Raw genomic sequence first — 21,734 nt, forward strand, 5'->3', positions numbered from 1 at the left:
TTTGGTCCTTTAAATAGGGGTTAGGACATTTATCCCACCGACCCCTCTAAACTTATCTCCAATAATTTTTGTGCTTCGACCGCAAACTCCATGGGCAATTTATTCAGTACTTCTTTACTGAACCCGTTTACGATCAAGGCTATGGCCTTTTCCGTATCTATTCCTCTTTGGTTGCAATAGAAAATCTGGTCTTCACCAATTTTACTGGTCGTAGCCTCGTGTTCTATTTGGGCCGATCTGTTTTTAGCTTCTATATAGGGAAAGGTATGTGCTCCGCATTCATTTCCCATCAAGAGGGAGTCGCATTGCGAAAAATTACGTGCGTTCTCTGCCCTGCTATTTACCTGTACCAAGCCCCTATAACTATTCTGGGATTTTCCGGCCGAAATACCTTTAGAAATGATGGTACTCTTGGTATTCTTGCCCAAATGCACCATTTTGGTCCCGGTATCGGCCTGTTGATAGTTATTGGTAACGGCTATGGAATAAAACTCCCCTATGGAATTATCGCCCTTTAAAATACACGAAGGGTATTTCCATGTTACGGCCGAACCTGTTTCTACCTGTGTCCAGGAAATCTTTGCATTTTTCTCGCACAGCCCTCTTTTGGTCACAAAATTGAAAACGCCTCCTTTTCCATCTTTATCGCCCGGAAACCAGTTCTGAACCGTGGAATATTTTATCTCCGCATCATCCAGTGCAATCAATTCAACAACTGCCGCATGTAGTTGGTTTTCATCCCTTGATGGAGCGGTACAACCTTCTAAATAGCTTACATAACTGCCTTCATCGGCGATTACAAGCGTCCTCTCAAACTGCCCCGTCCCCGCCTGATTGATCCTGAAATAGGTAGATAGTTCCATAGGACAGCGAACACCTTTGGGGATGTAACAAAAGCTTCCATCGGAAAACACGGCCGAGTTTAAGGCGGCGTAAAAATTGTCTTTTTGGGGCACCACGGAACCTATGTATTTCTTTACTAAATCCGGATGTTCCTTTATTGCCTCGGAAATGGAACAGAAAATAATCCCTTTTTCGGCAAGTGTCTTTTTAAACGTAGTGGCAACGGAAACGGAATCCATAACGATATCTACCGCAACCCCGGCCAGTTTCTTTTGTTCATCCAAAGAGATGCCCAATTTCTTGAAGGTATCCAACAGCTCCGGGTCCACCTCATCCAAACTTTCGTATTTGGGTTTTTTATTGGGTGCGGAATAATAAGAAATAGCCTGAAAATCAGGCTTTTTGTAGGTAACGTTTGCCCATTCCGGTTCCTCCATTTCCTTCCAAATCTTAAAGGCCTCTAAACGCCACTGGGTCATCCATTCCGGTTCTTCTTTCTTTTTGGAAATGGCCACTACAATTTCCTCGCTCAAGCCCGTTGGCAGCGTATCCGACTCTATATCCGTATAGAAACCATATTCATATTCCTTGGTTTCCAGTTCTTTTTTTAATTCCTCTTCTGTATATGCCATAAATCTAAAATAAGTTAAGAGTTAAAAAGTAAAGAAGTTAACGTTTAGCTTACCCTCTTTTTAACATACTTAATATAATTAGCGAGCTGTTTTGATATATTAACAACATCATTTTTAAGCACTAATAATGCCTCTTTATCAAAATATCCAATCTGTTCCATTATATTAAAAAGATTCCTTACCTCGCCCGCAGAACCTTTTGAAAAATAAAGAAACCTAATTAGTTCCTTGTCTGTTTCCCTTTCAAAACCTTCGGATATATTGTTTGAAATTGAAATGGTTGCTCTTCTTAATTGATCAACCATCGCAAAATCATTTTTTAAAGGTTGCTTTTCAAGCAATTTGTAAATTTTTCCAGTAAAAATAATAGCTGCTTTATAAACATCTAAATTTTCAAAAGAAACATATTTACCCATTCAACAACATTCACTCTTTTATTACCTTTACTTTTTCATTTTCTATAACGAAAAACTTTCTCCACAACCACAGGTACGTTGTGCATTGGGATTGTTAAAAACAAAGCCTTTCCCGTTAAGCCCGCCCGAATATTCCAAAGTGGTCCCTACCAAGTACAAAAAGCTTTTCTTGTCCACTATTATACGTACGTTATTATCCTCAAAGACCTTATCGGCCTCATCCATCTTATCATCAAATTTCAATTCATAGGACAGTCCGCTGCAGCCTCCACTTTTAACACCGACCCGTACATAGTCCTTTGCGGCATCAAAACCCTCCTCTGTCATTAGGTTGATGACTTTTTGTTTTGCCATTTCCGATACTTGTATCATTTCTTAATTGGATTTGGTCTAAATAGTTTACAAATATAGGGGATAAGTAGGTTTATAACCTATTTACTAACATTATTATAACGTATATTTTGATAAGCTTTTTCTATGGAATGGTTCAACGGAACCTTAAAAAAGCTATTTGATCTTAAGAACGATCAAGTCGGATTTTCCACGGGACGTTATCGTCGGAAAGTCGGTGCTTTCGCTTTGGCCTACCAATAAAACACTACCGTCCGGATTTTCCATTACGTCAAAACCAAAATCGATTCCCGCTCCCCCAAAGGATTTTTGCCATGTCATATCACCTGCCGCATCGGTTTTTACGAGCCAGATATCATTCTCCCCTGCATTGGAACTGGCATCGCCGTTGGCACTTTTGGAGTTTCCGACTACAAGGTATCCGCCGTCAGCACTCTGAACGACCGCCTGGGCGGCATCAAACTGGGCACCCCCAAAACTCTTTTCCCAAAGTAAGCTTCCGGCATCGTTCACCTTGATCATCCAAATATCGGACTCCCCGTTATTATTGGAGACATCGCCATCTGTACTAAAGGTGTTGCCCACGATTACATAGCCATTATCGCTGGTCCTGGCGATATCATAAGAAATTTCGATTCCTGTACCGCCAAAGGATCGTTCCCAAAGCATATTTCCCTTATCATCTACTTTCACCATCCAAAAGTCATAGCTCCCCTGGGTATCACTGATATCAAAATCGTCACTCTCGGAAAATCCGGCCATAACAAAACCTCCATCCTCAGCTCGTACCACGGCATGCGCCCTATCATTATTGGTACCTCCAAAGTACCCTCGCCATTGCAATGCCCCCTCACTGTCTATTTTGGTCCCCCAAAATTCCCCTACGCCATGCCTTGTTAAGGTATTCGTTTTCTCCGTATTGCCATCCGCACGAGCGGAAGTAATATCCAAAAAGCCCGCAAAAAAGAATCCACCGTCCTCTGTCTGCAAAATATCGTAAGAATGGTCATGTCCGGAGAATCCATAGCTCTTTTCCCATATGATATCACCGGAAGCATCCAGCTTTAACAGCCAATTATCATGAAAACCTTTATTAACGGAACCGTCACCATCACTACTCATGGCATAACCTGTTAGGGCATAACCGCCATCAGAGGTTTGTACCAGGCTTTGTCCACGATCGTCTTTACTGCCCCCATAAGTCTTGTTCCACATCAATTCTCCATTGGCATCCAATTTTAACAACCAGTAATCGTTCACCTCGGTCGTCTTATCGGAGATATCGCCATCCATACTATTTGTAAATCCAAGCACGGCATAGCCCCCGTCCGTAGTCTTTATAACGGCCTGGGCCGTTTCTTCTCCGGTTCCCCCAAAATTTTTCACCCAATCCAACTCTCCCAAAAATGAAGTTTCCAAAATCCGTATATCTTCTATTGCTCCATTTTTGGAACAGGAATAAATGAACAGTACAACTGAAAGAAGCAATAGTTTTTTCATAAACCTTAACTTGATTTTTTAATAACGAAGAAACCTCTATTGATATCGCTCACCAGAATTTTTCCGCTTGAAAAGTACGGATAAACACTCCACACACCGTCAAACTGTGTGTTGTCGCTCTCTGGGAACGTATCAAAAAAACCGGTTTCCCCAATGTTCTTTCCGTCTATTTGAGAAATATCCAAAATCCGGACCCCTGCGGTATAATTCGCCAAATAGAACTCATTGCCCAACACATAACCGTTATGGTCTATGGCACTTGTTGGCCCCAAATAGGTGTCATGTAATATCGGATTGTCCAAATCGGCCATATCAAAAATCAATGTTCTTGACCTAAATCCTGAATTTACCTCATCCAGTTCATCCCCAAGTATAAAATAACGCTGATCCTCGGTAAACCATCCCTGATGAGTATAACCAATATTGGGATAGGGTAACGTAGATAGCTCCACGGGTGCGGATTTATCGGAAATATCGACTACCACCACTTGGTTCTCATTGGCCCCTACAAATATCTCTGCACCCGTATAATCGGAATCCGGACCACTATAGGTAATCACCTGGGCATCATGGGTATAACCGTTATCCCCCCAACCACCGGCAGCGGTTGGGGATGCAGGATCCTGAAGGTCCAAAAAATGTACCCCGCCATTGAAAGTATCGTTGCGGGCGGTGCCTACGGGATACGCAAACCCCGAAGTTTCGTTGATCACAATGTTATGGGCATTACCAATGGCCGTATATCTCCCGTCAGCGGAGAATGTTTGGGGCGGATTGGAAACATCCCGTAATTTTTTCAGATCGAATACCTGGACTCCATGGCCATTAGCTTCTGATACGATATAGGCAAAATCTCCATAAACTTTAATATCTCGCCAAGAACTGGACGTTGTTGCCGTGGGCAGTTTCCCTAAATAAATTAAATTTTGAGTGTCGGAAATATCGATGAACGCAGTTCCATTGTCCAGTCCCATTAAAGCATACTCCTTGTCCGTAGTAACGTCCGTCCATCCCCAAATATCATTTCCCATATCGGCCTGAAAAGTAGCTAGGGAAATTCTCCCGAGCAGGTCAAAGCCGTTACAAGGATATTCTCCGGCCATTCCATTTTCGCAGGGCGTAAAAGCCGTTTGAGGACCATCCGTATCCGGTATTTCTCCAGGCCGAGGATTGTCATCGTTTTTGGAACACGAAAAAAAGAATAGTAGGACAAAAAAAGAAATCAGATCTTTATGGCGCATATCAATTTTATTAACAAAGATATCCATAAGAAAATATATCACATTTACTATGCCAAAATTCGATTAAATAATTTAAATTGAAAATCTTATTACAATCAATATAAAAGTCCAATTAAATCATGTCCAAAAAGAAGAATTTCATTAACAACAAATCAAGAAGATCATTTATTAAGAATACGGGGATGGCTTCCGCCGGATTTATGATCGTGCCCAGGCATGTCCTTGGCGGAAAAGGTCATATTCCTCCAAGTGACAAGCTTAATATAGCCGGTATTGGAGTGGGTGGAAAAGGACAGAGTGATATTGCTTCGTTTGCGAAAAGCCCCAATGTAAATATCGTGGCACTGTGTGATGTCGATGACAGACTGGCCCTAAAATCCAGGGAGTCTTTCCCAGGCGCAAATTACTATCACGATTTTAGAAAAATGTTGGAAAAAGAGGGGGATACCATTGATGCCGTTTCGGTATCCACCCCTGACCATAACCATGCCGTTGCCGCCTATCAGGCAATGGCGATGGGCAAACATGTGTACGTGCAAAAACCGCTTACCCATGATATCTGGGAAGCCAGAATGCTTACCGAGGCCGCAAAGAAATTCAAGGTAGTCACCCAAATGGGAAACCAAGGGGGTTCGGGAGATGATGTGCGAAAAATGAAGGAAATCTATGATACCGGAATTATAGGTGACGTACATACCGTTAAATGTTGGACAAATCGTGCTATATGGCCGCAAGCCTTACAGACGCCTACCAAAAAAGACAGGATCCCAAAAGGGTTACATTGGGATCTTTGGTTGGGTACTGCGGCAATGCGGGATTATAATGATGCTTATCTTCCATTTGATTGGCGAGGATGGTCGGATTTTGGCACGGGAGCCCTTGGAGACATGGCATGCCATGTTATGGACCCTGTATATAGAATACTCCCCATTCTATATCCCGACCAGGTAGAATGTAGTGTTTCCGATTCTTTTAAGGGCAAGTTTCAAACGACCGATTACCCCAAGAGCTTTCCCAATTCGAGCAAGATACATCTGAGCTATCCCAGAACGGACGGGAAAGGAAAGATAAAAGTAACATGGATGGACGGAGGGCTTTTACCAGAACGCCCGGATGAGTTGGGAGATGATGAAGCTTTGGGCAGCTGGGACGGTGGCGTACTATTTATAGGTACAAAAGGAAAGTTACTGGCCGATTGCTACGGTGCCAATCCAAGATTGCTTCCTTTGAGCCTGAACGAACAATTTGAAGTGGAAGAGACATTGGCCCGTGTGCCGGAGGGGCATTACCTACAATGGGTAAATGCCTGTATGGCGGGATACGGTAATGCGGAGACCAGTTCTTCTTTTGACTATGCGGGTCCCTTTACAGAAAGTATATTGATCGGTAATTTGGCATTAAAGGCCTATTTTGAAGTTGATCCCACCGTAGAGAGTCCGGGCTTTTGGGGCGGGGGAAAACAATATTATGGGAGAAAGCGCCTACTATGGGATGCCAAGAATATGAAGATTACCAACTTTGAGCCTGCAAATGCATATGTGAAACGTAACTACAGGGATGGTTATTCTTTAGGGTAATCTTTAACTTATAAAGTATATAAAAGGCCGGAACTGTAGGTTCTGGCCTTTTTATGTCCCAAAATATTGTATTTCCTCCTTACTTTTGCAAAATACCGGGAAACCTCTTCCATCACCTCTAAAGGAAAGGGGGAACTTGTAACGTGTTTATTATTAAAAAGAATCTATGATCGAAGATAAAGACCCTCAAAAAACCGATTTGGAAAAATTAGGGGAGTTTGGCCTTATCGACCATCTTACCAAAAACTTTTCCATTACCCAAAAATCGACGGTAAAAGGAATAGGGGACGATGCGGCCGTTTTAAATTTTGAAAGGCAACAAACTATTTTATCTACCGATCTGCTGGTGGAAGGTGTCCATTTTGACCTGAGCTATATGCCCTTGAAACATTTGGGATATAAGGCCGTGATCGTGAACCTATCCGATGTTTATGCCATGAATGCCAGACCTACTCAGATTACGGTTTCCCTAGCGGTATCCAATCGCTTTCCCTTGGAAGCCCTTGAAGAACTCTATGCGGGCATACAACAAGCCTGTAAAATTTACAATGTGGATCTAATTGGTGGAGACACCACCTCTTCCAAAACAGGAATGCTGCTCAGTATCACGGCCATTGGGGAAGCCGTTGAAAAGGATATCGTATATAGAAAAGGAACCAAACCAAACGATTTGTTAGTAGTTTCGGGAGATTTAGGCGGTGCTTACATGGGGTTACAGGTATTGGAAAGGGAAAAAGAAGTATTCAAAGTAAACCCGAACAATCAGCCCGATCTGGAACCCTACTCCTATATCGTTGAACGCCAATTAAAACCTGAAGCGCGTAAGGACATTGTGGAACTTCTCGAGAAATTGGAAGTACATCCTACGGCCATGATCGATATTAGCGATGGCCTATCGTCCGAAATTTTACATCTCTGTAAAAACAGTCAAATAGGCTGTAATCTTTTTGAGGATAAAATCCCGTTAGATCCGACCGTTATCTCAGCTTGTGAAGAATTTAAAATAGACAGTACCCTGGTCGCTTTAAGTGGTGGAGAGGATTATGAACTGCTGTTCACGATCGATCAGGATGATTACGATAAAATTAAAGGAAACCCTAACCTTTCCGTAATCGGCCATATGACCGATGCCAATGAGGGCACAAATTTAATAACACGGTCAGATACTAAAATTCCATTGACGGCACAGGGCTGGAGTTCGTTCCGATCTTCGGATTAAATTTACGGGCCTAAATAAAAGACCCTGCCATAAGAGGGAATCATTTCAACTATCAAATTTGCATGGGCATTATATGCTTTGCAAAACTATGGTATTATTAAAAAATTCCCGAAAATCAAGAGCGATCCTTACTTATCCGTTGTGGGGCATACGACAGTTAAGAATATTGACGCTTGCTTGATCTCCAGGAATAATTTGTGGGTTCCCTAGATTAAAAAAGATCGCAACCTGTTAACCTTTTAAGCTACTTGTTGGGCATTATGCCTTCTTTGATAAATACGTTCCAGGGTTCTGTTGATGTCTTCAAGCTCAGGGGTAAGTGTAGAAAGATTACCGCTAACATCCGTAGTTACCCGTTTTTGGCAATGAATGCACTTATATTCCTTAATATGCGAAGTGATTTTTTTGGAGATGGAGTAGTGATGGCCAAAAATATTGCAAAATACTTTTTTCATGATGTAGGTTTTTTTAGTTGCATTGGTTCGATTTGGGGAATCGGGAAAATGCTTATGTTTTATATTGTTGTTTTGGTAAAGCCGAATTAAATAACGGGCAATTTTAATATTCACTGTTAAAGTAATATAATTTAAGCAACTGAAACATAATTTGTTGTGATGTGATCGAATGTTGTTGTTAACTTTCCGATTTTATAGGTGATGCTTTTTTGAGTGTTCAAATTCCCTTATTTTCATTTATCTTTCCTCTCAATATTGAGCCATGGACAACCGCAAGAAAATACTCGTAACCGCCTTTGCTTTGTTCTCTCTTTTTTTTGGGGCCGGCAATTTAATTCTACCTCCCAAGTTAGGGTTTCAATCCGGTGAACTCTGGTTATTGGTCGCACTGGGGTTTTGTCTTTCGGCCGTGTTTATTCCCATCCTTGGAATATTGGCCCATGCTAAGTTACAGGGCACTATTTTTGATTTTGGCAAAAAAGTTTCCCCTGTTTTTAGTTTGGTCTACTCCTTTATCATTTATGCCATTTCCATAAGCCTGCCCTCGCCCAGAACGGCATCGGTAACGCATGAAATGGCCATTCAGCCTTTTTTTGATAGTCCGCCCTGGGTAACCAGTATCATCTATTTTACGTTGGTCTTCCTTTTTGTCATGAACCGCTCCAGGATTTTGAACATTATAGGCAAGTTCCTTACCCCTGCCATTATCCTAATTTTATTATGTATTATCGGGGTCGCTTTTTTCAATTTTAAATTTGAATTTTTATCCTTGGCCTATGAGAATCCTTTTTCAAAAGGAATCTTGGAAGGTTACCAAACTTTTGATGCCATTGGGGCCGTGGTGGTGGGTGGAGTCATTATTGTCTCCATAGACCTGCAATATAAAGAGGATTCCTATGCCCAAAAGAAGGTACTGATCCAAAAAGCGGGATGGTTGGCAGGATCGGGATTGTTCCTTATTTATACCGGTCTTATCATTACCGGGGCACTATTCCGAAATGGGTTTGGGGCATTGACCACAAGAACGGAGTTATTACAGGGCATTAGCCTGGAGACCTTGGGAGCCATTGGCCACCTCTTTTTGAGTGCCTTGGTAAGCCTGGCCTGTTTTACCACGGCGGTGGGAATCGTTGCCGGAGCGGCCGACTTTGTAAAATCAAGATTTCAAAACTCCCAAAACGCCTATTTATTAACCGCGATCATCGGTGCCATTTTAGGTGTGGTCATGGGGCAGTTAGATGTAGGGGCTATTATAATGATAGCTTTCCCTTTTTTAATGTTGATCTACCCCATTACCATTGTACTGATCATTTTAAATGCTTTGCCGGACAAATACGCTCCGCCCATGGTTTTTAAGGCCGTAGTCATCACGACCCTGATTTTGAGTATCCCCGATTTTCTAATTGCCATTGACCCCTTGGGCATCCGTAAAGACACTTTTCATTGGATTCCCTTAAATTCATATCAAATGGGCTGGGTGTTGCCGGCCTTGGTAGTTTTTGGGGTTGCCAATATCTTTTCTATAAAGCAAAGTCGCTGAAGAATATACGGTAATGCCCATTATGAGGCAACATTGTCTGTTTATCTTACCGAAATAGAGATCGACAATGAGACTGTTACTTGACGAGAACCTTCCAAGAAACTCAAATACCGTTTTAGTGATATACACGAAGTCCTGACTGTACCTGAATATGGTATGGAGTGGTATCAAGAACGGTGATTTGTTAAAGTGTATGCAAGAAAAAGGTTTTAAAATACTTTTAAATGTTGATAAGCACATGAGTCGCCAACAGAACTTGCAAAAATATAATGTAAGCTTGTTGGTATTTAGGGCGAAAGATACCCGATACGATTCTCTCGTTCCCTTTGTTTCTATAATAGAAAAGCTATTGAAAAAGATATTCCCCCGGGACTTGCCATTTAAAATAAAATCTGTTTTCACAACAGGCAAAAAGCAATTTTTACGTCCAGCAAAAATCTTTTGAACACCCTATATTATCCAGAACCATACTTCTTTTTTGAATAACGATAAAACAGATATGCGATTACCACCAATATCACAAAAGGCAAATAGGTGCCAATAAAAACCCCTATTTCGTAGGCACCATTAGGGGCCTCTTGCATTTTCTTTTCAATGTCGGTTTCTTGAAGTAATGATAAAAATGTTGCCATGATTATAGGTTCCCCCATATTCTTTTTATTCCATTTGAAAATGACAAAACTGTCTATGCCTGCATTAATCCCTCTATCTCCTCCACTTCTATGGGGATATCCACCATTAGGTTAAAAGGTGTTCCCTTTTCCTGGATGACCACATCGTCCTCTATACGAATACCAAAACCTTCATTCGGGATATAAATGCCCGGTTCCACGGTAAAGACCATATTGGCTTTCATAGGGGTCTTCAGTGCTCCATAATCATGGGTGTTAAGCCCAATATGGTGACTGGTCCCATGCATAAAATATTTTTTGTAGGCTGGCCGTTCCGGATTCTCATTTTGTACATCGGCCTTGTCCAACAGGCCAAGCCCTAAAAGTTCGGAAGTCATAATTTTGCCCACTTCCTTATGATATTCTGCCCATATGGTTCCGGGCACCAACATATTGGTCGCTTCGTTTTTTACCCGCAACACGGCATTGTACACTTGTTTTTGACGGTCCGTAAATTTTCCGTTTACCGGAACGGTTCGGGTCAAATCACTTGAATAATTGGCATATTCGGCGGCCACGTCCATTAAGATCAAATCCCCATCTAAGCATTGCCCGTTATTTTCAATATAGTGTAGTACGTTAGCATTGTTCCCCGAAGCCACTATGGGCGTATAGGCAAAACCCTTGGAACGATTACGGACAAACTCGTGCAACAGTTCCGCTTCTATTTCATACTCCCAAACACCGGGTTTTATAAAACCTAAAAGCCGCCGAAACCCTTTTTCGGTAATATTGCAGGCAGTCTGCATCAATGCAATTTCTTCGGGCTCCTTTACGCCACGTATCTGCTGTAAAATAGGGTTGCTCTTGGCTACTTTATGCGCCGGGAACCTTTGTTTGCAATCCAATATAAACCGGTCTTCGCGGGTCTGGGTCTCTACCGCCTGACGGTAATGTTCATTCGTGTTAAGATAAATGGTCTGGGCCTCGGTCATCAAATCAAAGAAAACGGCATCAAAATCCGACAACCAATACACGGTTTCGATCCCTGAAACCCCGGTCGCTTTTTCCTTGGTCAATTTTGCTCCTTCCCAGATAGCAATATGCTCATTGGTCTCACGAACAAAGAGTATCTCCCGATGTTTTTTATCGGTGGCATCTGGAAACAAAACCAAAATGGTCTCTTCCTGATCCGCTCCGCTCAGGTAAAAAATATCCCGATGCTGCTCAAAAGGCATCGTGGCATCCGCACTGATCGGATAAATATCATTGGAATTGAAAACCGCAATACTGTCAGGGGCCATCTGAGCCATAAACTTTTTGCGGTTTTTTATAAATAAGGTATTCGGAATCTGTTCGTATTTCATTTATTTAAAAATTTTATCTCGGTCGGGATTCAAAAGTATTTATCCTTATGATATGTTCGTTTTACACAGCGCCTAAAATTACAAATACATTCTATACTCCATTGAACTCATCTTGACTTTTTATATCTCGCCCTATTATCCGATCAAATACAATTCCAAAAGTTACGGCAATAAAAAAGGAGGCTTATGAAAACCTCCTGTGTCCTAAGTTAGCCGATTGACTTCTTCTATTTGGCCATTGCTCCCTTAACGGCTCCGATAATTGCCATAATCACACCACCGCCGACACCGCCGCCAGCAACACTACCAAGGATTCCGGCCATGTCCATTCCACCATCTGTTCCCAAACCTAGCATACCTAATAGATAGCCTCCCAATCCTCCCCCTAAAATACCGGAGATAGAATTGCCCAAGGTTCCCAGATTTAATTTAGGTAATAGTTTCCCTGCTACGTTTCCTCCGACCGCTCCGGAGATCAATTGGATGATTAACGGTAAATATTCTTCCATTTTTAAAGTGTTTAATTGGTTACATATGCAATAAATTAACAATATTTTAATGTATTAGACAATTTTATGTCCATTTATTTATACAATTGACTATTAAAGTGTTATAAAGATGTCACAAGTTAATTTCTTGTAACCGGTTATAAGAATCACTAACTTTCGGTCTTTATTTTAACCTTGGAATACTATGAGATTTTTTTATCTATTTGCCTTTTTGTGGATTCCCCTTGCAGCCGCACAAGTAAAACCGACTCCTGCCCAAAAAATCCTCCAAGGTTTGGAGCAGAAAGCCGAAATGGAATCAACATCCATCATACAACATATTCCGTTAAAAAATATTGGCCCATCCGTGATGAGCGGCCGTGTTGTGGATGTGGCGGTAAATCCTGAAAATCCAAATGAATTTTATGTTGGCTATGCCTCTGGTGGTGTCTGGCACACCATTAACAACGGCACTACCTTCGTTCCCATCATGGATAATTCCGGGACACAGAACATAGGGGACATTGCCGTACACTGGAATTCCCGTACCATTTGGGTGGGTACAGGAGAAAACAATGCTTCCCGCTCCTCCTATGCGGGTATGGGCCTTCTTAGATCCATGGACAATGGCAAAACCTGGCAACATATGGGATTGCAGGATTCACACCACATTGGCCGTATCCGGATCAATCCTGAAAATCCGGATGAAGTGGTAGTTGGTGTCACAGGACATTTATATTCCCCCAATGCGGAAAGGGGTATTTATAAAACAACAGATGGCGGGAATACATGGAAAAAGACACTTTTTGTTTCTGATGAAACAGGCATTATAGACGTAGCACATGCCCCGGAAGATTTCAATATCATGTTTGCGGCGGCCTGGGAAAAAGACAGAAAAGCCTGGGATTTTAAAGGTAGTGGCAATACTTCCGGTATCTATAAAAGTACGAATGGTGGAAATACCTGGATCAAAATATCTACTGTAGAAAGCGGTTTTCCTACCGGGGAAGGCGTGGGAAGAATAGGATTGGCCGTATTTAATGCAACTACTGTTTATGCTGTTCATGACAATCAGTTTAGAAGACCCAAAAAATCTGGAGAGCAAAAGAAAACAGACGGACTGGTCAAGGAAGATTTCAAGACCATGTCCACCAAAGATTTTCTATCCCTTAATGATAAAAAACTGAACACTTTTTTAAAAACCCATAATTTTCAGGAAAAATATCGTGCGGACAATGTAAAGCAAATGGTCCGCAGTGGGGCCGTCCTGCCCATAGATTTGACCAAGTATTTGGAGAATGCCAACTCCAGATTATTTGACACCCCGGTTATTGGAGCGGAAGTCTATAGGAGTAATGATGGTGGAAAAACCTGGAAAAAACAAAATGAGGAGTATATAGATGATCTTTTCTACAGTTATGGATACTACTTTGCCCAAATAACCGTAGATCCATCAAACGTTGATAAAATCTATTTGGCAGGGGTGCCTATTATAAAATCCAATGACGGTGGAAAAACCTATAGCGCCATAAACAAGGATAATGTGCATGCGGACCACCATGCCCTATGGGTAAATCCCAGAATGTCCGGGCATCTTATTAACGGTAATGACGGCGGTATAAATATTTCGTATGACGATGGTGAAAATTGGATAAAAAACAACGCTTCTTCTGTGGCCCAGTTCTACGCCATTAATGTAGATAACCAAAAACCTTATAACGTTTATGGAGGATTGCAGGATAATGGGGTATGGAAAGGACCCCATAATGGAGAAGAAAATAGCAAGTGGCACCAAACGGGTCATTATCCATGGGAATCTATTTTGGGAGGTGATGGTATGCAGGTTCAAATAGACAACAGAAATTCGGATATCGTCTATACCGGTTATCAATTTGGAAATTATTTCCGTTTGGACCTACAGCACAAAAAACGAAAGTACATTCAGCCCAAACATGAATTGGGCGAAGTTCCATACAGGTTCAACTGGCAAACGCCTATATTGCTATCTCCCCACAATCAGGATATCCTATATTTGGGTGGCAACAAATTGCATCGTTCCATGAACCAAGGGGATGACTGGGAAACCATTTCCCCTGATTTGACCAAAGGAGGTAAAGAAGGAAATGTAGCGTACGGCACCTTGACCACCTTGTCCGAATCTCCATTTAAATTTGGATTGATCTATACGGGTAGTGATGATGGTTTGGTACAGGTAACCCATAACGGTGGTGGAAGTTGGGAAAATTTAAGCATTGGGATTCCTTTTGATTCCAGTAAAATCAAAATTGGGGTTTCATCCAATGGTTTAAAAGCTAAAACCCCAGAATTGTGGGTGAGCCGCATAGCAGCTTCCATACATAAGAAAGAGCGGGTATATGTAAGTTTAAATGGTTACAGATGGGATGATTTTACGCCCTATATCTATGTAAGTGAAGATTATGGGAAGTCATGGAAGAACATTGCCTCAAACATTCCAGCTGCCCCTGTGAACGTGATTTTGGAAGACCCCGAAAATGAAAATCTTTTATTTGCGGGAACAGACAATGGGCTTTATGTTTCCTTTGACCAAGGTGCATCCTGGGAAGTATTCCAGAACGGCATGCCCAATGTGGCCGTTCATGATCTGGTCATCCAACCGAGGGCAAAACATTTGTTGGTAGGAACCCATGGGAGAAGTATCTATAAGGCCGATATTTCCAAACTACAGCTAATGACTCCTGAACTTATGGACAAAAACCTACATGTATTTCCTTTGCAACCTATTAAACATTCCAAAAATTGGGGAAATGCTTCCAGTCCATGGACCAACCCAAAAACTCCGGGTGCAGACCTTGTTTTTTATAGTTCCCGATCGGATAATTTTACAGCACGAGTTATGTCTTCTGACGGTATTGAATTGAGCAAAACAATAGTAAAAGCCGATCGTGGGTTAAATATCCTTTCATTTGATATTGCATTTTCCAAATTGGGAAAAATGAATTACCTGAAAAAACATAAAACAGCGTTGACCCAAGCCAAAAATGGAAAAACGTATCTTCCCAAAGGAACCTATACTATTATTCTTAACGGTAATGGTACAAAAGAGAAAGTCGACCTTAATCTTAAATAGCTTAGCTCTTTTCAAAAAGAAACCAATCAAAGAATGGAACTCACGCTAAGTATTCCCGCCCTATTATTTCCAGCAATTTCTTTGACCATGTTGGCCTACAATGCCCGATATTTGGCCATTGCGGCCTTGATAAGGCAATTATATGCAAAATATCAAGAAACGGCATCCACGCCCCTTGAACGGCAAATAAAGCTATTGAGAAAACGCTTACGTATTATCAAGAACATGCAGTCCAGTGCGATCATCAGTTTTTTATCCTCCGCCATTACCATGCTTTTGATCTATATTCAACTAACCGTTTGGGCCTATATCATTTTTGGGGCAAGCCTGGTTTTTTTAATGCTTTCTTTGGTGCTATCGCTTGTAGAGGTGCAATTGTCCACAAAAGCCTTGGGCATTCAGCTCAAGGATATGGAGACCTGACTTCCACATCATCATAACGTCAGAAACTTCATCGTTTTCCGTATTTATTTATTTGCGAAAAAAGACGAAGAATAATGATATATTTACCCTAACCATTAACATTCTTATCGTGAAAAGCGTTAAACAACTTGATTTTTTTAAAAATATCAGGGAAGTTAGGGAGTTTGAATTCGGGATTTTTTATTATTTCAATGAATTCGTTATTTCCGAAATAAAGGAAGGTGTCGTTTTTAGTTGGAACATGGCCGAAAAAGCAATAAGGGCAACCCATGAAATATACGGTAACGAAGCACCCTTTGTTTACATCTCCAATCGTATAAACAATTATTACATTATGCCCATTGACTGGATGAAATTCCATAGAAACAGGGAAAAACTAAACTTTTATTCCGTTGTCGGAAACACAAATGAAAGTTTAACGAGTATTGTATTGGAACGTTTCTTTTTTAGAAAGCCCATTCCTAAATTTTCTGATTTAGAGCAGGCCATTGAATGGAGCCTGGCTAAAATAAATGCCCAGAAAGGATAGCCGTTAAGGCTTCATGCCAAAAAGTAGGACAAAATACACATTTGGCATTAATATTAAACCGTGGTCATGGAGTTTTAGCACTTAAACCAAAGAGGAAGAGCATGGTGTATTTCATTAATATTATTCCCTCTTATTTTAAGAAAATAACGCTCTTTTTTCAAATCGCCTACATTCATTTTAAACGCTTCTCCAGATTCCTTAAACTCTATGGCCCTTTCCAAAATTCCGCTAAATGTTTATTGGCTTAATGATTTTATTTCCGTCAATTCAAAAAAATCCGCACATATATTCTCTGTATCAAAAGATTCATAGATATACCCACTGAATATTACTCTTTTCCCATCTATCTGGAAGTCTTTATCCAAATTGCATGGGACCAAGATTCCTATTGGGTTCTTTTCCAGTTGCTCGTCCGGCTTAATCGTAAAAATATCGGAACATCCATCTTGTTGAACGATAGCCCCACTAATGGTTTTAACCATACTGACTATATCCCTTCCGCTTTCTTGAAAGCAACCCGGTTTCAGGTCATCGTTCGAACATGCCGAAAAAAACAGGATTATAATAAGTATTGTCAAACAGGTCTTTATAATTGGCCTTGAATTCATAGCTGTTTTTTTTTAAATCCCACAATAATTACAGCGCGGAAAAAAGTCCATATACGTTTAAATGAACGGAATATCTGCTATAATTTTCTCATATGATAGATGCAGGATTGTCCAATAAGTTGCTTGCCAATATGGTTTTTCGTTACATTCCGATCAATGTCCAAACGCTACAGACATTTATACGAGTTTATAAATTGGCCTTCATGGCTTATCTATCAAAAAGCTCATTTTCAAAATTTTGTACCTTTAAGATATGATAGTCGATATGATTGATTATTTTAAAAAACTCCCCACTCCGAATAAATTGGAAGGTGATAACTTTCTATTTCTTGAATACAATTGCCCCATTAATATCGAGGATTTTCAATTATGGACAGATTCCAATATCATTGTCTATGTTCTTAGTGGAAGAAAAGACTGGATCGCGCCAGAGGGTACCTATGAGATACATAAAGGTGATGCCCTTTTTATAAGAAAGGGAGTTTATGCCACTAAACAATATTTTGAAAGGGACTATTGTGTTTTGGTCTTCTTTTTGAACGATAAGTTCATTTCAAATTTTCTAAGGGAACACAAAACGTTACGAAAGGAATTAATAGAAAAAGAAACCCATAAATATATCTACAACATCAATGTAGATGATGGTTTCAAAGCCATAATATTAAGTATGTTCAATTACCTGACATTGGGTAAAAGAATGCCCAAAGCATTGGTAGAAATAAAATTTAGGGAACTATTGTACAACATTCTGTTAAATTCCAAAAACTACGGTTTGGTTTCCTATTTAAGTGCTATTGCAGGGCGAAACAATGCCGATCTGGAAACCGTTATGCTCCAAAACTTTAAGCACGATCTGAGCCTGGAAGAATTTGCCCGCCTTTCCGGTAAAAGTCTTTCCAGTTTTAAAAGGGATTTCAAAGCCAGTTTTGGGGAAACACCGGGCCATTGGATAAAGAACAAACGTTTAGAACTGGCCAAAGGATTACTTTCAAAACCCCACATGACCATTAACGAGATCTGCTATGAAAGCGGATTCAAAAACCCTTCCCACTTTAATAAGGCCTTCAAGGACAAGTACCGACTTCCTCCGCAACAGTATCGTCTAAATAATCCAATGGCGTAAAATCACCCCTATAATCCTTTTGGACCCTAGAACAAACTATTTGAACTTTTAGGAAAACCTTTCCAAAATTGGTTGTTACAATTTTGCATGGTAATCATATAACAATACCATGGAAACAACTGTACGAACAAAAGACTGGAAGCAGCTAACACATAAATTAGGGCCCTCCTTCGCCAAAAATGTAGATCAAAACGATGCCGAAGGCCGTTTTGCACATGAAAACTATGCACTGCTAAAATCCGAAAAGTTCTTCTCGGCATTAATCCCGACCGAGCTTGGAGGCGGTGGTGTTACCTATAATGAAATGTGTAACATTATCAGAATTATGGCCCATTATTGCGGATCTACGGCATTGGCCTTTTCAATGCACCAACATCTGGTCGCCACGACCGTGTGGAAGTACAAACACAAAAACGAAGGGGCCGAAACACTTCGTAGAATTGCCAAGGACCAGCTGACCCTGGTAAGCACGGGCGCCAAAGACTGGTTGGGTTCCAATGGCGAATTGATACAAACGGAAGGTGGTTACCTTTTGTCCGCAAAAAAACATTTTGCGAGTCAGTCCGTAGTTGGCGATATAGCTGTTACCAGTTCCATTTTCAAGGATTTGGAAGGAAAGGAATCCGTGTTGCATTTCTCTACACCATTACAGCAAAAAGGAGTGACATTTTTGGATGATTGGAACACACTGGGAATGCGTGCAACAGGGTCACAAACCATTGTTTTCAATAAGGTTTTTATCCCAAAAGGAGCAATAGCCTTAAAAAGGGATGGAAATGAATTCCATCCTGTTTGGAACGTGGTCCTAACCGTAGCAATGCCCTTGATCATGTCCGCCTATATTGGCCTGGCCCAGAAAGCGGAAGCACTGGCCATTGAATCCGCAAAGAGACGATCGCAAAACCATACGAACTATAGTATTGGTCAATTGCATACTACTTTCTTAGGCTGTAAAGTACAATGGAACGCCATGTTGGAAATGGCAAACAACCTCGATTTTAAACCATTATCAAGAAACACGGCAGATACACTAGCCTATAAAACGAACGTTTCGAATTTGGCAAAAGAAACGGTATCCCAAGCCCTTGAGATTATCGGAGGGCAGGGTTTCTACAAAGAACACGAGATAGAAAGGTTATTTAGGGATGTTCAGGCATCCACATTTCATCCACTACCTAAATGGAATCAATATGAATTCACGGGAAAACAAATTATCGGAAACTAAAAAGGAATTAAAAACAAGAAGTATCTTAAAAATTAGAAATCATGAAAAATACAATATTATTTTCGGTTATTCTTTTCGCACTGACTATGCATTTAAAAGCACAAGAACATAATCTTTTAGCATTGTATACGCCTGCTATAAGAAGCAAGGCCGGGGTTGTAAAAAACACGATTAAAAACAGCGTTTATTTATCGAACATCCATAAAAGTGACCAATCAAAATTTATAAGTGATCTTCAGAAAAAAATAGCTCATTATAATTTGGAACCACATAAAATTTATTCAAAAAAAGAAAAGTCGTTCTACGATCTGGTTATCGGTGAAAAAAACGCAAAACTCTACATAAGATACGATCAAAAGGGAATTGTTCTATATTCTGTGGAACAGTATAAAAATGTAAAAGTTCCTTATGAAATAACCCAAAAAATAGCCAGGGAAAATCCCGGATGGTTCTTTGGAAAAAACAAGTATACCATAACTTATGGGAAAGAGGATAAGGTCAAAAGAGGATATAGGATACAGCTCAAAAAGGGAGGTCAAAAAAAGGTCTTAAAAATTAAAACCGTACATGCCCTATAAAAAGGCCATGTACGGTTTTTTATCTGCCGATATGAAAAAGGGCATCACCCTGGTTCACTACCGCCTGATGATTGGTACAAATGACATATCCATTAAAAGGTGATTTAATCCTTTTTGTTTTTTTGGCGTAGGTGTCGGAGACCAGGCCTATTTCCTGTCCTTTCTCAATTTCACCGCCATTGACCACCTTTGGCACGAACATACCCGCCGTTGGGGCCCTGAGCCATTTTCGTTCATGGAGTTCTATGGTATCGGTCCGCTCTATATATTTCGGTTCAATTTTAGAGATCATCCCCAAATGGTGGAGAATGTTCAAAATGCCCTGTATGCCTTCCATAATGGCAAAATCATCAAACCGCATACTTTCCCCCGCCTCGTAAACAATAGTCGGTTTGTTCATCTTATAGGCCGCATTCCTAAACGACCCCCTGATTAGCTTTGCCGAAAAAGTAATCGGCGCATTAAAGGCTTTTGCCAATGTTATACTTCTTTCATCTTCTTGGGTAAATCGTATCTGAGGGTAATTATGGCGTTGGCCCCCTCCGGTATGCAGATCAATGGCCACATCGATCTGATGCATAATTTCAGAAACATAATGATAGGCAATCCGGCTGGCCATGGAACCGGATTTGATACCCGGAAAACTCCGGTTTACATCCTTTCCGTCCGGCACATCCCGGGAGAAATGAATAAAGCCGAAAATATTCAAAATGGGTACGGCTATCACCGCTCCCGAATTCGTTTTAAACTGTTTTTCCTCCAGCATCCGCCTCACTATTTCTATCCCGTTTATCTCATCGCCATGCAAGCCGGCCTGTATCAATACTATAGGTCCGGGTTTCTTTGCATTGAAAACATATACCGGAATATCTATCAAGGTTCCCGTAGGAAGGCGATCTATCCTTATTTTTAAAAGTTTTTCCTGCCCCGGGGAAACCGATTCTCCGCCGATGACGATATTCCTGTTTTCTTCCATACTTCTATGTATTGCATCCACCCTTATCGTCTATTTTCGCTTGCGTCGTGCGTTTTTCTCCACAAATTTTATGATCTCCCCCGCCACGTTGATTCCCGTTGCGGCTTCAATACCCTGTAGGCCTGGAGAAGCGTTGACCTCGATCAGCAACGGGCCTCTCTTGGAACGGATCAAATCTACCCCGGCCACCCCCAAACCTAAATATTTAGCGGCATTAAGTGCTATGAACTGTTCTTTGGCGGATAATTTTACACTTTCCGTAATACCCCCTCGATGTACATTGGAACGGAACTCTCCCAGTTCGCTAGTACGTTTCATACTGGCTACAATTTTATGGCCCACAACGATAATGCGTATGTCCTCACCATTACATTCCTCAATATACTCCTGCAAAAGAATACTGGTGTCCATTTTATAAAAAGTATCGATAATGGATTTGGCGGATTTTTTCGTTTCCGCCAAAATGACCCCCATCCCCTGCGTGCCTTCCTGTATTTTGATAATAACGGGGGTTCCTCCCAATATCTCGATTTGCTCCTTGATGTTGTCCGGATTTATGGAAAATAGGGTTTGGGGAACAGGAATCCCCTTTCTGTCCATAATCTGAAGCGTTCTTACCTTATTGCGGGCCCTGGCAATACTCAAAGAACGGGCCGTGCTAAAGACACCGTTCATTTCAAACTGCTTTACTATGGCTATACCGTGCCGTGTTACCTTGGTTCCGATCCTTGGGACAATAGCGTCAAAATCATGGGTAATATCCTCTTCCTTAAAATAAATTTTGGGTTTTTGGGAACCCAGTTTTACGGAACACTTGGTGTGATCTATCTGTTCAATATAATGGCCCGCTCTTTCGGCTTCCTCTGCAATTCGCTTGGTAGAGTAGACATTCATGCTTACGGAAAGAAGTCCGATATCCATTT

Annotated in this window: 22 protein-coding genes; 10 read left to right on the top strand and 12 right to left on the bottom strand. The window is 41.0% G+C overall.

Annotation, left to right across the window (positions count from 1 at the left end):
• Positions 1-29: 29 nt before the first annotated feature.
• From sufB to ACKWB9_RS03780, 5 genes are all read right to left on the bottom strand, one after another.
• Positions 30-1,475 (bottom strand): Fe-S cluster assembly protein SufB, encoded by a 1,446-nt coding sequence (gene sufB, locus ACKWB9_RS03760; RefSeq protein WP_414001655.1) that lies wholly within the window; start codon positions 1,473-1,475, stop codon positions 30-32.
• 44 nt (positions 1,476-1,519) lie between these two features.
• Positions 1,520-1,891 (bottom strand): four helix bundle protein, encoded by a 372-nt coding sequence (locus tag ACKWB9_RS03765; protein ID WP_414001656.1) that lies wholly within the window; start codon positions 1,889-1,891, stop codon positions 1,520-1,522.
• Between the two features lie 42 nt (positions 1,892-1,933).
• Entirely contained in the window at positions 1,934-2,263 is a 330-nt protein-coding gene (locus ACKWB9_RS03770) for a HesB/IscA family protein (protein WP_414001657.1), read from the bottom strand.
• 135 nt (positions 2,264-2,398) lie between these two features.
• Complete coding sequence (locus ACKWB9_RS03775; RefSeq protein ID WP_414001658.1) at positions 2,399-3,742, bottom strand: hypothetical protein; 1,344 nt, start codon at positions 3,740-3,742, stop codon at positions 2,399-2,401.
• A gap of 5 nt (positions 3,743-3,747) precedes the next feature.
• On the bottom strand, positions 3,748-4,983 hold the full coding sequence (locus ACKWB9_RS03780; RefSeq protein ID WP_414001659.1) for a choice-of-anchor B family protein: 1,236 nt from the start codon (positions 4,981-4,983) through the stop codon (positions 3,748-3,750).
• Between the two features lie 119 nt (positions 4,984-5,102).
• Between ACKWB9_RS03780 and ACKWB9_RS03785 the strand changes: the two genes are divergently transcribed.
• Both ACKWB9_RS03785 and thiL read left to right on the top strand, forming a co-directional pair.
• Complete coding sequence (locus tag ACKWB9_RS03785) at positions 5,103-6,560, top strand: Gfo/Idh/MocA family protein (protein ID WP_414001660.1); 1,458 nt, start codon at positions 5,103-5,105, stop codon at positions 6,558-6,560.
• A 166-nt stretch (positions 6,561-6,726) separates the two neighbouring features.
• The gene (gene thiL, locus ACKWB9_RS03790; RefSeq protein WP_414001661.1) at positions 6,727-7,779 is read left to right on the top strand and encodes a thiamine-phosphate kinase; all 1,053 of its coding nucleotides are present in this window, start codon (positions 6,727-6,729) and stop codon (positions 7,777-7,779) included.
• 239 nt (positions 7,780-8,018) lie between these two features.
• Here thiL and ACKWB9_RS03795 read toward each other — a convergent pair whose 3' ends face one another.
• Positions 8,019-8,234 (bottom strand): hypothetical protein, encoded by a 216-nt coding sequence (locus tag ACKWB9_RS03795; RefSeq protein ID WP_414001662.1) that lies wholly within the window; start codon positions 8,232-8,234, stop codon positions 8,019-8,021.
• 262 nt (positions 8,235-8,496) lie between these two features.
• On the opposite strand from ACKWB9_RS03795, the gene brnQ reads away from it, so the two are divergent.
• Together brnQ and ACKWB9_RS03805 are read left to right on the top strand one after the other, a co-directional pair.
• Entirely contained in the window at positions 8,497-9,774 is a 1,278-nt protein-coding gene (gene brnQ, locus ACKWB9_RS03800) for a branched-chain amino acid transport system II carrier protein (protein WP_414001663.1), read from the top strand.
• 193 nt (positions 9,775-9,967) lie between these two features.
• Positions 9,968-10,219 (top strand): hypothetical protein, encoded by a 252-nt coding sequence (locus tag ACKWB9_RS03805; RefSeq protein WP_414001664.1) that lies wholly within the window; start codon positions 9,968-9,970, stop codon positions 10,217-10,219.
• Positions 10,220-10,229: 10 nt separating this feature from the next.
• Here the strand turns inward: ACKWB9_RS03805 and ACKWB9_RS03810 are convergent, their stop codons facing one another.
• From ACKWB9_RS03810 to ACKWB9_RS03820, 3 genes are all read right to left on the bottom strand, one after another.
• Positions 10,230-10,406 (bottom strand): hypothetical protein, encoded by a 177-nt coding sequence (locus tag ACKWB9_RS03810; protein WP_414001665.1) that lies wholly within the window; start codon positions 10,404-10,406, stop codon positions 10,230-10,232.
• A 53-nt stretch (positions 10,407-10,459) separates the two neighbouring features.
• Positions 10,460-11,752 (bottom strand): aminopeptidase P family protein, encoded by a 1,293-nt coding sequence (locus ACKWB9_RS03815; protein ID WP_414001666.1) that lies wholly within the window; start codon positions 11,750-11,752, stop codon positions 10,460-10,462.
• Positions 11,753-11,979: 227 nt separating this feature from the next.
• A complete protein-coding gene (locus ACKWB9_RS03820) occupies positions 11,980-12,261 on the bottom strand; it encodes a hypothetical protein (RefSeq protein ID WP_414001667.1) in 282 nt (93 codons plus the stop codon).
• Positions 12,262-12,445: 184 nt separating this feature from the next.
• On the opposite strand from ACKWB9_RS03820, the gene ACKWB9_RS03825 reads away from it, so the two are divergent.
• The 3 genes from ACKWB9_RS03825 (at position 12,446) to ACKWB9_RS03835 (ending at position 16,301) form a co-directional block, all read left to right on the top strand.
• Positions 12,446-15,349 (top strand): VPS10 domain-containing protein, encoded by a 2,904-nt coding sequence (locus ACKWB9_RS03825; RefSeq protein WP_414001668.1) that lies wholly within the window; start codon positions 12,446-12,448, stop codon positions 15,347-15,349.
• 33 nt (positions 15,350-15,382) lie between these two features.
• Complete coding sequence (locus ACKWB9_RS03830) at positions 15,383-15,772, top strand: DUF2721 domain-containing protein (RefSeq protein WP_414001669.1); 390 nt, start codon at positions 15,383-15,385, stop codon at positions 15,770-15,772.
• A gap of 109 nt (positions 15,773-15,881) precedes the next feature.
• A complete protein-coding gene (locus ACKWB9_RS03835) occupies positions 15,882-16,301 on the top strand; it encodes a hypothetical protein (protein WP_414001670.1) in 420 nt (139 codons plus the stop codon).
• A 236-nt stretch (positions 16,302-16,537) separates the two neighbouring features.
• Here ACKWB9_RS03835 and ACKWB9_RS03840 read toward each other — a convergent pair whose 3' ends face one another.
• On the bottom strand, positions 16,538-16,909 hold the full coding sequence (locus tag ACKWB9_RS03840; protein WP_414001671.1) for a hypothetical protein: 372 nt from the start codon (positions 16,907-16,909) through the stop codon (positions 16,538-16,540).
• 265 nt (positions 16,910-17,174) lie between these two features.
• Here ACKWB9_RS03840 and ACKWB9_RS03845 point away from each other — a divergent pair, with 265 nt between their 5' ends.
• The 3 genes from ACKWB9_RS03845 to ACKWB9_RS03855 all read left to right on the top strand — a co-directional run bounded on the left by ACKWB9_RS03845 (position 17,175) and on the right by ACKWB9_RS03855 (position 19,835).
• Positions 17,175-18,032 carry a helix-turn-helix domain-containing protein gene (locus ACKWB9_RS03845; protein WP_414001672.1) on the top strand — a complete coding sequence of 286 codons (858 nt, stop codon included), beginning with the start codon at positions 17,175-17,177 and terminating at the stop codon, positions 18,030-18,032.
• 109 nt (positions 18,033-18,141) lie between these two features.
• A complete protein-coding gene (locus tag ACKWB9_RS03850; protein WP_414001673.1) occupies positions 18,142-19,257 on the top strand; it encodes an acyl-CoA dehydrogenase family protein in 1,116 nt (371 codons plus the stop codon).
• A gap of 41 nt (positions 19,258-19,298) precedes the next feature.
• A complete protein-coding gene (locus ACKWB9_RS03855; protein WP_414001674.1) occupies positions 19,299-19,835 on the top strand; it encodes a hypothetical protein in 537 nt (178 codons plus the stop codon).
• Positions 19,836-19,854: 19 nt separating this feature from the next.
• Here the strand turns inward: ACKWB9_RS03855 and ACKWB9_RS03860 are convergent, their stop codons facing one another.
• Positions 19,855-20,811: a succinylglutamate desuccinylase/aspartoacylase family protein gene (locus tag ACKWB9_RS03860; protein ID WP_414001675.1), complete on the bottom strand. Its 957-nt coding sequence runs from the start codon at positions 20,809-20,811 to the stop codon at positions 19,855-19,857.
• 30 nt (positions 20,812-20,841) lie between these two features.
• Positions 20,842-21,732 carry a RimK family alpha-L-glutamate ligase gene (locus ACKWB9_RS03865; protein ID WP_414001676.1) on the bottom strand — a complete coding sequence of 297 codons (891 nt, stop codon included), beginning with the start codon at positions 21,730-21,732 and terminating at the stop codon, positions 20,842-20,844.
• Positions 21,733-21,734 lie beyond the last annotated feature (2 nt).

The sequence above is a fragment of the Maribacter spongiae genome (assembly GCF_047345125.1).
Classification (GTDB): Bacteria; Bacteroidota; Bacteroidia; order Flavobacteriales; family Flavobacteriaceae; genus Maribacter.